The organism is Rhodococcus sp. IEGM 1305, assembly GCF_030058635.1.
Taxonomy (GTDB): domain Bacteria; phylum Actinomycetota; class Actinomycetes; order Mycobacteriales; family Mycobacteriaceae; genus Rhodococcus_F; species Rhodococcus_F opacus_D.
The window spans coordinates 128191-140742 of sequence record NZ_JASHKX010000011.1; the positions used below are offsets into that span (position 1 = coordinate 128191).

The 12552-nt window shown below is 67.3% G+C and carries 14 protein-coding genes; 10 read left to right on the forward strand and 4 right to left on the reverse strand.

Annotation, left to right across the window (positions count from 1 at the left end):
- Positions 1-4: 4 nt before the first annotated feature.
- The 8 genes from QM693_RS18430 to QM693_RS18465 are packed head-to-tail and all read left to right on the forward strand — an operon-like array spanning position 5 to position 8005.
- Positions 5-1336 carry an MFS transporter gene (locus QM693_RS18430; protein ID WP_283353081.1) on the forward strand — a complete coding sequence of 444 codons (1332 nt, stop codon included), beginning with the start codon at positions 5-7 and terminating at the stop codon, positions 1334-1336.
- Positions 1337-1363: 27 nt separating this feature from the next.
- Positions 1364-1972, forward strand: coding sequence for an RBBP9/YdeN family alpha/beta hydrolase (locus QM693_RS18435; RefSeq protein ID WP_283353082.1), 609 nt, complete (start codon positions 1364-1366; stop codon positions 1970-1972).
- Entirely contained in the window at positions 1969-2727 is a 759-nt protein-coding gene (locus QM693_RS18440; RefSeq protein WP_283353083.1) for a CoA transferase subunit A, read from the forward strand. The genes QM693_RS18435 and QM693_RS18440 overlap by 4 nt, the downstream gene beginning before the upstream one ends.
- A 1-nt stretch (position 2728) precedes the next feature.
- Complete coding sequence (locus QM693_RS18445) at positions 2729-3376, forward strand: CoA transferase subunit B (RefSeq protein WP_283353084.1); 648 nt, start codon at positions 2729-2731, stop codon at positions 3374-3376.
- Between the two features lie 36 nt (positions 3377-3412).
- Positions 3413-4984: a long-chain-fatty-acid--CoA ligase gene (locus tag QM693_RS18450; protein WP_283353085.1), complete on the forward strand. Its 1572-nt coding sequence runs from the start codon at positions 3413-3415 to the stop codon at positions 4982-4984.
- 16 nt (positions 4985-5000) lie between these two features.
- Positions 5001-6698: a PHA/PHB synthase family protein gene (locus tag QM693_RS18455; RefSeq protein WP_283353086.1), complete on the forward strand. Its 1698-nt coding sequence runs from the start codon at positions 5001-5003 to the stop codon at positions 6696-6698.
- A 27-nt stretch (positions 6699-6725) separates the two neighbouring features.
- Positions 6726-7178 carry a MaoC family dehydratase gene (locus tag QM693_RS18460; RefSeq protein WP_283353087.1) on the forward strand — a complete coding sequence of 151 codons (453 nt, stop codon included), beginning with the start codon at positions 6726-6728 and terminating at the stop codon, positions 7176-7178.
- Positions 7175-8005, forward strand: coding sequence for an alpha/beta fold hydrolase (locus QM693_RS18465; protein ID WP_283353088.1), 831 nt, complete (start codon positions 7175-7177; stop codon positions 8003-8005). Before QM693_RS18460 ends, QM693_RS18465 begins: the two co-directional genes overlap by 4 nt.
- A 20-nt stretch (positions 8006-8025) precedes the next feature.
- Here QM693_RS18465 and QM693_RS18470 read toward each other — a convergent pair whose 3' ends face one another.
- From QM693_RS18470 to QM693_RS18485, 4 genes are all read right to left on the reverse strand, one after another.
- Positions 8026-9741 carry an alpha/beta hydrolase gene (locus QM693_RS18470; protein ID WP_283353089.1) on the reverse strand — a complete coding sequence of 572 codons (1716 nt, stop codon included), beginning with the start codon at positions 9739-9741 and terminating at the stop codon, positions 8026-8028.
- 130 nt (positions 9742-9871) lie between these two features.
- Positions 9872-10249, reverse strand: a complete 378-nt coding sequence (locus tag QM693_RS18475; RefSeq protein WP_283335801.1) for an SHOCT domain-containing protein — start codon at positions 10247-10249, stop codon at positions 9872-9874.
- A 62-nt stretch (positions 10250-10311) separates the two neighbouring features.
- Positions 10312-10761 (reverse strand): DUF6325 family protein, encoded by a 450-nt coding sequence (locus tag QM693_RS18480; RefSeq protein ID WP_011596324.1) that lies wholly within the window; start codon positions 10759-10761, stop codon positions 10312-10314.
- An 80-nt stretch (positions 10762-10841) separates the two neighbouring features.
- Positions 10842-11066 carry a three-helix bundle dimerization domain-containing protein gene (locus tag QM693_RS18485; RefSeq protein WP_283353090.1) on the reverse strand — a complete coding sequence of 75 codons (225 nt, stop codon included), beginning with the start codon at positions 11064-11066 and terminating at the stop codon, positions 10842-10844.
- A gap of 216 nt (positions 11067-11282) precedes the next feature.
- On the opposite strand from QM693_RS18485, the gene QM693_RS18490 reads away from it, so the two are divergent.
- Both QM693_RS18490 and ppk2 read left to right on the forward strand, forming a co-directional pair.
- Positions 11283-11681: a DUF7144 family membrane protein gene (locus QM693_RS18490; protein WP_009476827.1), complete on the forward strand. Its 399-nt coding sequence runs from the start codon at positions 11283-11285 to the stop codon at positions 11679-11681.
- A 25-nt stretch (positions 11682-11706) separates the two neighbouring features.
- On the forward strand, positions 11707-12549 hold the full coding sequence (gene ppk2, locus QM693_RS18495) for a polyphosphate kinase 2 (protein ID WP_283353091.1): 843 nt from the start codon (positions 11707-11709) through the stop codon (positions 12547-12549).
- Positions 12550-12552 lie beyond the last annotated feature (3 nt).

The window sequence follows — 12552 nt, forward strand, 5'->3', positions numbered from 1 at the left end:
CCTCATGGGACTGCCTGCCACCACCGCCCTGAACACCACCACCCCGAATACCACCACCGGGAGCACCGCTCCGGCCTCCCGGTCCCGGTTCTATCCGTGGATCGTCTTCGCACTCACCTTCGGTCTGCTGCTGTCGGACTACATGTCCCGGCAGGTCCTCAGTGCCGTCTTCCCGCTCCTCAAAACCGAATGGACACTGACCGATTCACAGCTGGCGTCGCTCAGCAGCGTCGTCGCGCTGATGGTCGGACTGCTGACCCTCCCGCTGTCGCTGCTCGCCGACCGGTGGGGTCGCGTGAAGAGCCTGCTCCTGATGGCCGTGCTCTGGAGCCTCGCAACCCTGCTCTGCGCCGTGGCGAGCAGCTACGAGCAGATGCTCGGGGCCCGCTTCCTGGTCGGCGTGGGTGAAGCCGCGTACGGCAGCGTCGGCATCGCGGTGGTTCTCAGCGTGTTCGCCCCGCGAGTGCACTCCACGCTCAGCGGCGCCTTCATGGGCGGCGGATCGTTCGGGTCCGTGATCGGCGTCGCCCTCGGCGGCGTGATCGCCGTCAACCTCGGCTGGCGCTGGTCGTTCGCCGCGATGGCCGTCTTCGGGCTCATGCTCGTCGCCCTGTTCCGGGCTCTGGTCTCCGAACGCAAACTTGCTCAGCATGCGGCCGACGACGACCCGGCCGACGCACCCGGCCCCGCCGGATTCCGGGCGCCGATCTCGAGCCTGTTCACCACCCCCGCCGTCGTGTTCGCCTACATCGGTGGTGGTCTCCAGATGTTCACCGCAGGTGTGCTTCTGGCGTGGCTGCCGAGCTTCTTCAACCGGTCCTACGGTCTCGCCCTCGACAAGGCCGGTGCGATGGCCTCGATCTTCGTCCTGCTCGTCGGCAGCGGCATGGTGGTGTGCGGCATCATCACCGACCGCGTGAGCCGCAACGATCCCGCTCGGAAATGGACCACCGCGGTGGTCTTCGGAGTGATCTCCCTCGTCTTCCTCGGCGCCGGGTTCCAGTTGCCGACCGGCACGTCCCAACTGGTCCTGATCGGTATCGGTGCCTTCTTCTCCGCCGGCTCGTCCGGCCCCATCGCCGCGATGGTCGCGAACCTCACCCACTCGTCGGTGCGCGCCTCGGCCTTCGGCACGCTCACCCTCGCCAACAACCTCCTCGGACTGGCACTGGGACCCTTCGTCGTCGGGGTGCTTGCCGACCGCTTCGGGCTCGTCACTGCATTGCAGATCGCTCCCCTGATCTACATCGTCGCGATCATCGCCCTCGTCCTCGGCAAGCGCGCCTACCCGGCCGGACGCCGCAAGCTCGCCGCCCTCACCACCGCACCCGCCTGATCCACCTCCGAAGAACTGGAGTAGACCGTGACCACCTCCACCTCCACCGCACCGACCGTGGTGATCGTGCCCGGACTGCGGGACCACGTCGCCGACCACTGGCAGACCTTGCTCGCCGCGAGACTCGACACCGCGCGGACGGTGCCGCCGCTCGAACGGGACAAGCTCAGCCTCGCGGCCCGGGTCGCCGCCCTCGACACCGTCGTCGCCGACATCGACGGCCCGGTCGTGCTGGTCGCTCACAGTGCGGGAGTGGCGATCACCGTCCACTGGGCGCAGCAGTCCACCCGCCCGGTCCAGGGCGCCCTGCTGGTCACCCCACCGGACCTCGAGGAACCACTGCCCGCGGGGTATCCCACCCCCGGGGAACTCGAGCAGGGTGGCTGGGATCCCGTCCCCCGGGGCCGGCTGCCGTTCCCCAGCGTCGTCGCCGCCAGCACGAACGATCCGATGGCCCGATTCCGTCGGGTCGCCGGGATGGCCGAGTCGTGGGGCAGCAAGCTCGTCGACCTCGGCGCGGTCGGCCACCTCAATCCCGCCGCCGGCTACGGGTACTGGCCGTACGCCGAGGAACTGCTTCGGGAACTGATCGAGAGCACGGTCGTCCCCGGCCTCGCGAACGCAGATGCCCGATGACGCGCAAAGTGTTCGGTTCGGCCGCCGACGCCGTCGCGGACATCGGGCCCGGTGCGTCGCTGGCGGTCGGCGGGTTCGGGTTGTGCGGCATCCCGGACGAGCTGATCGCCGCGATCGCCGCCGGTGACGCCACCGACCTGGAGGTGTACTCCAACAACTGCGGCGTCGACGACGGCGGGCTCGGGATCCTGCTCACCCGCAGCCGGATTCGCCGCGTCACCGCGTCATATGTCGGGGAGAACAAGGAATTCGCCCGCCAGTACCTGTCGGGTGAACTCGAGGTCGAACTGACGCCGCAGGGCACCCTGGCCGAGAAGCTGCGAGCCGGCGGTGCGGGGATCCCCGCGTTCTTCACCCCTGCCGGGGTCGGAACGCCCGTGTCCGACGGCGGGCTGCCGTGGCGGTACGCAGCCGACGGATCGGTGGCCGTCGCGTCTCCGCCGAAGGAGGTCCGCGAATTCGCAGGCCGCCAGTACGTGCTCGAGGAGTCGATCACTGCCGACTTCGCACTCGTCCACGCCCGCATCGGCGACGCCGAAGGCAACCTCGTCTTCGCGAAGGCCGCAGGCAACTTCAACCCGCTCGCCGCGATGGCCGGCCGCATCTGTATCGCACAGGTCGAGCAGCTCGTCGAGCCCGGGGTCCTCGACCCGGCGCGGGTGCACCTGCCGGGGATCTTCGTCGACCGCATCGTCCACACCGGGACTCAGGACAAGCAGATCGAGAAGCGCACCGTCGCCGCGAGGAAGGACTGACATGACCACCATCGTCGAGTCGATCGGCTGGACCCGCGAGGACATGGCAGCCCGTGCCGCCCGGGAACTGTCGCCGGGTGAGTACGTCAACCTCGGTATCGGGCTGCCCACGCTGATCCCGAACTTCCTGCCCGCAGGGTTCGACGTGACGCTGCACAGCGAGAACGGCATCCTCGGCACCGGACCGTATCCGGACGAGGACGCGGTGGATGCGGATCTGATCAACGCAGGCAAGGAAACGGTCACCGTCAACGCGGGTGCGTCGTTCTTCGATTCGGCGCTCAGCTTCGGGATGATCCGCGGCGCCCACATCGACACCGCCGTCCTCGGCGGAATGCAGGTCTCCGCGGCAGGCGACCTCGCGAACTGGATGGTTCCGGGGAGGATGGTCAAGGGCATGGGCGGTGCGATGGACCTCGTGCACGGCGCCCGCAAAGTCATCGTGGTCATGGAGCACTGCGACAAGTCCGGTGCCCCGAAGATCGTCGAACGCTGCACCCTGCCTCTCACCGGACGCGGTGTCGTGCACCGGGTCATCACCAACCTGGCCGTCGTCGACGTCACCGACTCCGGTCTCGTGTTGCGCGAGTGCGCGCCCGGGGTCACCGAAGACCTGGTGCGCGCCGCCACCGCAGCGGCGCTGTCGTAGCGCTTCTCCCACCCTCCCACCACGAGAAAGTCTCCCGTGCTCAACCTTTCCGTCCTTCTCGAAGATTCCGCCCGCCGATTCCCCGACCGCGATGCCCTGATTCTCGGCGACGCACGGATGACGTACGCCGACCTCGACGCCCGGTCGAACCAGGTCGCGAACCTGCTGATGTCGTGCGGCATCGAACCCGGTGACAAGGTCGCGCTCTCCTGTCCCAACATCCCCCAGTTCCCCGTCGTCTACTACGGCATCCTCAAGGCCGGCGCGGTGGTCGTACCGCTCAACGTCCTCCTCAAGGACCGCGAGATCGCTTATCACCTCGCAGATTCCGACGCCAAGGCGTACTTGTGCTACGACGGCACCCCCGACCTGCCGATGGGCGAGTACGGGCGCTCCGCGTTCACGCAGAGTCCGCACTGCCGCAGCATGTTCCGCATCACCACCGACCCGGACGCTCCCGCCACGATCGACGGCATCGGAACACTCGCGGACGCCGTCGCGGATCGCGACGCCGAGGTCGAGACCGTGGTCCGCGAACCCGGGGACACCGCCGTCATCCTCTACACGAGCGGGACCACCGGAAAACCCAAGGGCGCTGAGCTCACCCACGCCAACATGGTGCTCAACGCGCTGACCGCCAACCGGCTCTTCGACAGCACACCGGCCACCCACGACCGGTACCTGGTGACCCTGCCGCTGTTCCACTCGTTCGGCCAGACCGTCACCCTCAATGCCGGCATCTCGGTCGGGGCGACTCTCGTGCTGCTGCCCCGGTTCGAGGCCGCCGCCGCACTCGATCTCATCGAACGGGAGAACATCACCGTCTTCGCCGGGGTGCCCACCATGTACTGGGGTCTGCTCGGTGCCCTCGACGAACACCCCGCCGACATCGACCGCATCGCCGGCAACATGCGACTCGCGATCTCCGGTGGCGCCGCGCTGCCGGTGGAGATCCTCACCCGGTTCGCCGACCGCTTCGGTGTGCAGATCCTCGAGGGATACGGACTGTCCGAGACCTCGCCGCTCGCGACGTTCAGCGATCCCGGCGGCGATCCACGGCCCGGCTCGATCGGTGTCCCCGTGTGGGGAATCGAGGCCCGGCTCGTCGACAAGGACTGGAACACCGTCACCGGCGCCGGTGACATCGGCGAGATCGCGTTGCGCGGCCACAACATCATGAAGGGCTACTACAACCGCCCGGACGCCACGGCAGAAGTGCTGCGGGACGGCTGGTTCCGGACCGGCGACCTCGCCCGCGTCGACGACGACGGCTTCTACTACATCGTCGACCGGGCCAAGGACCTGATCGTGCGCGGCGGATTCAACGTGTACCCCCGTGAGATCGAAGAAGTCCTCCTCGGCCACGACGCCATTTCTCTCGCCGCCGTCGTCGGCGTCCCCGACGACAGTCACGGCGAGGAGATCAAGGCGTACGTCATCCTCGAGCCCGGCGCACGGGTCACCGCGGACGAGGTGATCGCCTGGGCCAAGCAGCAGATGGCGAGCTACAAGTACCCCCGCACCGTCGAATTCGTCACCACCCTTCCCATGACCGCCACCGGCAAGATCCTCAAACGCGAACTCGGCCGCGCCCCGGCCGCACTCTGATACCGAAAGCACAAGCGTGAGCGACACTCCCCTCCCCACCATCCCCGACGAGCTCACCGCTCCCCTCGACCTTCTGCTCACCAGCGGAACCCGCGGCGTCGCCGCCCGCATGCTCCCCGACACCTCGTGGACCCGTCTCGGGGTCGGCCTCGCCGGCCGGCCGGGTACCGTTGCCCGGCGCGGCGGCGCCCTCGTCCGCGAACTCGGCGCCATCGCCGTCGGCACCTCGGATCGAACTCCCGCGAAGTCGGACAAACGCTTCGGCGACGCCGCGTGGCAGCAGAATCCGGCCCTGCGCCGGGCGATGCAGGCGTATCTCGCGACGTCGCACACCGCTGCGGCCCTGCTCGACGACGCCGAACTCGACTGGCGTGACCACGAGCGGATGCGGTTCGTCCTCGACAACCTCGTCGAAGGCATGTCCCCCACCAACAATCCACTTCTCAGCCCGCTGGGCTGGAAGGCAATGGTGGACACGGGCGGCCTCAGTGCGGCACGCGGAGTCCGCGCGCTCGTCCGCGACATGCTGTCGAAACCGCGCGTGCCCGCCATGGTCGAACCCGACGCGTTCGCCGTCGGGGAGGACGTGGCTGCGACGAAGGGTGCCGTGGTCCTGCAGACCCGCACCTTCGAACTGATCCACTACACGCCGCAGACGGAGAAGGTCCACGCCACACCGCTGTTGATCGTCCCGCCCGTCATCAACAAGTACTACATCCTCGACATTGCACCGGGCCGCAGTCTGATCGAGTACCTCCTGCAGCAGGGTCAGCAGGTCTTCGCGATCTCCTGGCGCAACCCCCACGCCCGGCACCGGGACTGGGATGCCGACACGTACGGCGCGGCGATCGTGGAGGCGCTCGATACGGCGCAGTGCATTGCCGGGACCGACAGCGCCCACGTCCTGGGCACCTGCTCGGGTGGGATTCTCGCGGCGATGGTCGCGGCACATCTCGCCGAGATCGGTGAGGGCGACCGCATCGCCGGCCTCACCCTGGCCGTCACCGTCCTCGACCAGACCCAGGCCGGCACCGCGGCTGCCGTCATGAGCGAGCGCGCCGCCGCGGCCGCGATCCGCGACTCGGCCGCCAAGGGGTATCTCGACGGCCGCACCCTCGCCGAGATGTTCGCCTGGCTGCGTCCGACCGACCTGGTCTGGCGGTACTGGGTGAACAACTACGTGCAGGGCCGGGCTCCTGCCGCCTTCGACGTGCTGTTCTGGAACTCCGACACCACCCGCATGGCGGCGGCACTGCACCGCGATCTCGTCCTGCTCGGGCTGCGCAACGCGCTCACGACGCCGGGCGCTGCGACCATGCTCGGCACACCCGTCGACCTGGCCACCGTGACCGCCGACGCGTACGTCGTCGGCGGCTCCGCCGACCACCTCTGCCCGTGGCAGTCCACCTACCGGAGCGCTCGCCTTCTCGGCAGCAAGGACTCCCGGTTCGTGCTGTCGTCGAACGGTCACATCGCCTCACTCGTGAACCCCCCGGGCAATCCGCGAGCGTCCTTCCGATTCGGGCAGCCCGACCCGGAGACTCCGGACGAATGGCTGGCCGCGGCGGAGACCGCACCGGACTCGTGGTGGCCCGACTACGCCCGCTGGCTGGCCGAGCGCAGCGGACCCGACATCGACGCCCCCGGCAGCCTCGGTGCCCGGCAGTTCCCCCCGCTCGGGCCGGCACCGGGCACCTACGTCCATCACAGCTGACCCGCACGACACGATCAGAGGCACACCATGACCATGAACCTTGCCCACCCCACCGATCTCCTCGGGCTCGTCGGACAGACCGTCGGAACTACCGGCACGCTCAAAATTGCTCAGGATCAGGTGAATCTGTTCGCCGACGCGACCGGGGACCACCAGTGGATCCACACCGATCCCGAACGGGCGGCCCATGGCCCCTTCGGCGGCACCATCGCGCACGGCTATCTCACGCTGTCGCTGGCCCCGAGCGTCCTCGCCGAGGTTCTCACCGTCGACGGCGTGCACGCCGCCCTCAATTACGGCCTGAACAAGGTGCGGTTCCCGGCGCCCGTGCCCGTCGGTTCGGCACTGCGCGTCACGGTGTCCGTGATCGCCGCGCAACGGAAACCGGCCGGCATCGAGGCAGTCTTCGGGTTGACCTACGAGATCGACGGCGGAACGCGTCCGGTGTGCATCGCGGACGTCGTGGTGCTCTACACGTGAGCGTGACCGAATTGTTCGGTGGGCGCGACCAGTTCGACGACAAGGTCGTTCCGGTCGGCGGTCGGCGAATCCGGGTGCGGATCCGCCGCGGGACCGGTGTGCCCCTGGTTCTGTGCAACGGCATCGGAGCGGGCCTGGAAGTGCTGGACCCGCTGGTCGCCGCAATGGATCCGGCGGCGACGATCATCAGTTTCGACGTGCCCGGTACCGGGGGTTCGCCGGCCTCACCGGTCCCGTACGGGATTCCTGCCCTCGCGTGCGGCCTGAGCCGCCTCCTCGCCGAGATCGGGGTCGATGTCGTCGACATCCTCGGCTTGTCCTGGGGCGGAGCGCTGGCCCAGCAGTTCGCCCTGCAGAATCCGCGGCGCTGTCGGCGCGTCGTCCTCGTCGCGACCGGGACCGGGGCCCTGATGATTCCGGGCCACCCGCGTGTGCTCGCGAAGATGCTGACTCCGAAACGGTTCACCGACACCGGCTATGCGGCTGCCATCGCCGGCGACCTGTACGGTGGCACGGCGCGCCTCGGCGGTGAAGCCGTTGCGCGAGTCTTCAGAAAACAGATGCACACGGGCTCCCGCATCGGTTATCTCCATCAACTCCTCGCGGGGGCGATGTGGACGAGCCTGCCGATACTTCCGCTCATCCGGCAGCCCACACTGATCGTCGCGGGCACCGACGACCCGATCATTCCCATCGCCAACGCCCACATCATGAACGCGCTCCTGCCACACGCGACCCTGCACCTGCACCCCGGCGGTCACCTCGACATCGTCACCAACGCAGCCGATCTCGCGCCCGCTGTCAGGTCCTTCCTCGCGGCGCCGTAGCCGCCGGCCCGCACAACAGGTCAGCCGTCCTCCCCCATCTCGGCGAGCGTCGTCCGCAGGCGCTCGGTATCCGCCGGGGTCCAGCCCTCGGGCGACAGGATTGCGCTCCACGCGTCGGCGATGTCGACGACGTACGTGTGTCCGTGCCCGTCGGGAACGCCCGTCGACACCGCCATGTCGGCCGCCACCTGGAGGAAAGTCACGAACGGGAACCACTGTGTGCTGTCGAGGACGTCGTAGCCACGGTCCTCCTTCAGCCAGTCGGGCTCGCTCAGCAGCAGTTCCGGCGACCACCAGACGATCGGGTCCGACGGGTGTTGGAGGTAGACCATCCGCGGCCGTCCCCACGGGGCGTCGGGGCGCGGCAGGTCCTCCTGCGCCCGCGCACCGAATCGGACGGTCTCGCCCTGCTCGTAGATCGGCAGCCATTCGGGCGAGCCCGGATCGCGGTTCGTGGTGACGTCGGTCCATATCTCGTTCGCGTTCGGCGGCCCCGTGAACAGCACGCCGTCGGTACGAGCCTCGACGTCGTCGACACTGCCGAATGCACTTTCGCCCCCGAAGGATCCGAGGCTCTCTCCCATCACGACGAGTTTCGGACGAGTTTCCGGTGGCAATACCTTCCATTTGTCGTACACCGCGTCGAACAACGCCTCCCCGGCCTGGTGCGCACGCTCCTTGTCGACCAGGAACGACAGCCAACTCGGCAGATAGGAGTACTGCAATCCGACCATCGCGGTGTCGCCGTTGTACATGTACTCCAGCGAGGAGGCGAGGCTCTCGTTGATCCACCCGGTACCGGTGGTAGTGGCCACGCCCACGACCGCACGATCGAACCCGCCGGCGCGTTCGAGTTCGTCCGCTGCCAGCTGGGCGTTCCCGCTGATCGAATCGCCGCCGCTGGCCAGCCCGGCGTACGTCCGGATCGGCTCCACCGCGGGCCGCCCACCATTGAACGCGGACAATTCTTCGACGGTCGGGCCACGCGACATGAATGAACGACCCTGCCGTCCCAGCGAATCCCACGTGACAAGCGAGTCCGGTCCGCCCGAACGCAGCGACGACGTCGGCGGCTCGTCACCGGCCTTGGTCTCCTGGTTGACGGCGGCGAACGAATTGTTCAGCCCCGACATGATCACGCGCACCGCGGCGCCGTTGACGAGTGCGAACAGCAGCGCCACCACCAGTACACCGATGGCCGTCGCCGAGATCCGCCGCGGCACCACCCGGCTGATCTTGCGTTCGACCCACCGCACCGCCCGCAGCAGCACCCGGGCAAGCGCCACCAACCCGACGTAGATCAGCACCGCCACGACCACCATGACGAGATAGCCGAACCACGGGAACGGTGCGGCACTCATGATCGCCCGCAACTGCGACTGCCAATCCCAGAACCACACCAGTATCGCTACGGTTCCGACGATTCCGATCACCGACGCCACCCGGCGCACCATTGTCTTCACATGGGTGGGCGCCTCCCGCTGCACGAGGTAGCGGACCAACTTGGAACCGAGGAATCCGATGGCGTAGCCGATCGCCGCCGAGACGCCGGTGACCAATCCCTGGAAGAACGGACCGCGCGGCAGCAGTGTCGGCGTCAACGACAGCCACACGAACAGGACCGCGACCACCAGCCCCCCGAAGGCATAGCGGTCCGGAAGCCAGCGACGATGCCCGGGTGGCCGGACAGGACCGGCTTCGCGCTCGGGTGCACCATCGATCACATCGTTCGGCACCTACCAAGCGTAGCCGTCACAGAGTCGCTATCGACGGCAATCCGCAATCACACCACGTCCCGTGAACACCGAAGCCCACGTGGGATGTTCGGATTTCTGCCGAGTCGGCCCGGCCGACCGCCGACCGACGCTACGCCAGTGTCTTCGTCTTGATCGCCTGGAACTCGGCGTCGGTGATCGCGCCGGAATCGAGCAGCGCCTTGGCTTCCGTGATCTGCTGAGCCGGGGACTTCCCGGCGACGTCGCGGATGTAGGAGTCCTGGGCCTGCTTGACCTGATGAGCGGCGGCCATCGACCGCTTCGCCATGCCGTCGCCGCGGGCGATCACATACACCAGTGCCGACAGGAAGGGAATGACGAACAGCAAGAGGATCCAGATCGCCTTGACCCACCCCGAGGTCTCGCGATCCCGGAACAGGTCGGTGATGATCGAGAACAACACGGACAAGTAGGCCGCGAAGGCGAAACAGACGAAGATGAACCAGAAGAACTCCCAGAAACCTTCCATTTTCGACGCTCCGTCCACTAGGTGTTCCGGTCAGCAGGCCAGGATTCCGGCCTCCTCGAATCTCAATTGGTGGTGTCGAGCGTGTCGAGCGCCGCCAGAATGCCCTGGACGGGGATTCGCCCGGAGGCCACCAGCTGCGCGCCCTCGCGCCGGAGGGCGGAGGCGAACGGTGCGGCCCAGCAGTTCTCGTAGACGAGGATCGCTCCGGAGCATCCGGGGGCCAGGACGGCAGCCGCGTCCTCGAGGTCTGTTCGGTCGATCAGACCCGTCGCCGCCTCGGCGAACAGCGTCACGTCCACACCGCCGTCGAGCCCGAGGTCCTCGATGGCGACACCGGCGAGTGATCCGTCGGCTTCCTTACGGACGAAGATCAGATCGAGCACCCGGATGATGTTTCGTTCGACCAGGTCGATCAGAAGGGGCAACGCCGATCCGTCGGGTCTCCGGTCGGCAGGAAACTCCACGACGAGATAGTCGATGGGCCCGAGTTCGTCGAAATCGGTGTCGTTCACTGCAGGACCTCTCTTCTGAAGACAGCAGCGACAGCCACACACGGCGTCGCACTAGTATTACCCGGCCCGCGACGACACCGCTAGAGCACAATGTCACCGGCGGCCGGCACCGTACTGTCGGCAAGTTCGCGCCGTGCCGCCTTCTCGACGAGGAGGGGTACGAAATCACGGATCCTGCACTCCGCGAGGCGCTTGTGAACGGTGCGCACGATGTGCTCGACGTCCACGGGTGAGGCGGCCGGATACCGAGTCGTCAGGCGTTCGATGACCCGCTCGATCTGAAGCAGTTCGTCATCGCCGGTCATCGACTCATCGTCGTCCCGCTGCGAAACCACCGTCAAGACACGAAATGGCCTCTCGAGCAACTCGCTTCGGTGTCAGGGCGGTGAATATGCCTGATTCTGGGATCAATCCAGTATCCGCAGAGTCCGCGGAAATCCAATTTCCCGACTACCGCCAGGTGGAACGGCGGACAATGGAGGTACCGGGCCGCCCGGCTCGCAGTAGGGAAAGGGACGGTCATGTCCGAGACAACGTCGGTCAAGCAGGGCGTCGCGGCAGGCACTTCGATCGGGGCGGCCATCATCATGGTGACCGTGGGGATCATCCACCTCTTCCAAGGAATCGCTGCGGTTGCCGAGAACGAAGTATTCGTGGCGGGGCTGAACTACATCTACAAGTTCGACCTGACCACCTGGGGCTGGATCCACATCGTGCTGGGTGTGCTCGTCGCAGGCGTCGGCCTCGCGCTGTTCACCGGCGCGGGATGGGCGCGAGTGTCCGCGATCGTGATCGCGGCCGTCTCCATACTCGCCAACTTCCTGTGGCTTCCCTACTACCCGTGGTGGTCGGTGCTCATCATCGCCCTCGACGTCGTGGTGATCTGGGCCGTGTCGACCTGGAATCCGGATCGGGTCTGAGCAGTCGGCGGCCAGGGTAGAAGCCGTGGGAAAGAAGTCGAAGCACGAGAAATCCGGCCGCGACCTGCCCCGGCCGGACGGTGCCGAGCCTGCCGCACCGATGAAGAACAAGAAGTACCGCCGCCTACTCCGTCCGCTTCACGGCGAACTCGTCGCATTGCAGGAGTGGGTGAAATCGTCGGATGCGCGGATCTGCATCGTCTTCGAGGGCCGCGACACCGCCGGGAAAGGCGGCGTGATCAAGGCGATCACCGAGCGGGTCAGTCCGCGCGTATTCCGTGTCGTCGCCTTGCCTGCCCCGACCGATCGCGAGAAGTCGCAGATGTACGTGCAGCGGTACCTGCCCCATCTCCCGGCCGGCGGAGAGGTCGTCATCTTCGACCGCAGTTGGTACAACCGCGCGGGCGTCGAACGGGTGATGGGTTTCTGCACCGAGGAGGAAGCGCAGCAGTTCCTCCAACTCGTCCCGACGGTCGAACGCGCGATCGTCGACTCGGGCGTCATCCTGCTGAAGTACTGGCTGGAGGTGAGCGAGGAACAACAGACGCTTCGCCTGCAGAGCAGGATCGACGATCCGCGGAAGGTCTGGAAGCTGTCGGACCTCGACCTGAAGTCGTACACCCATTGGTACGACTACTCGCGGGCGCGGGACGAGATGTTCCACTTCACCGACACCGGCTGGGCGCCCTGGTACGTCGCGGTCAACGACGACAAGAAACGCGGTCGGCTCAACATCATCAGCCACCTGCTGAGCCAGATCCCCTACGAACCCCTCGAACGCCCCGACATCACCTTGCCGGAGCGGCGGGGCCCGCACGGCTACGAGGCGCCGAGGCAGCCACTGCACTGGATTCCCACCCCCTACTGAGAA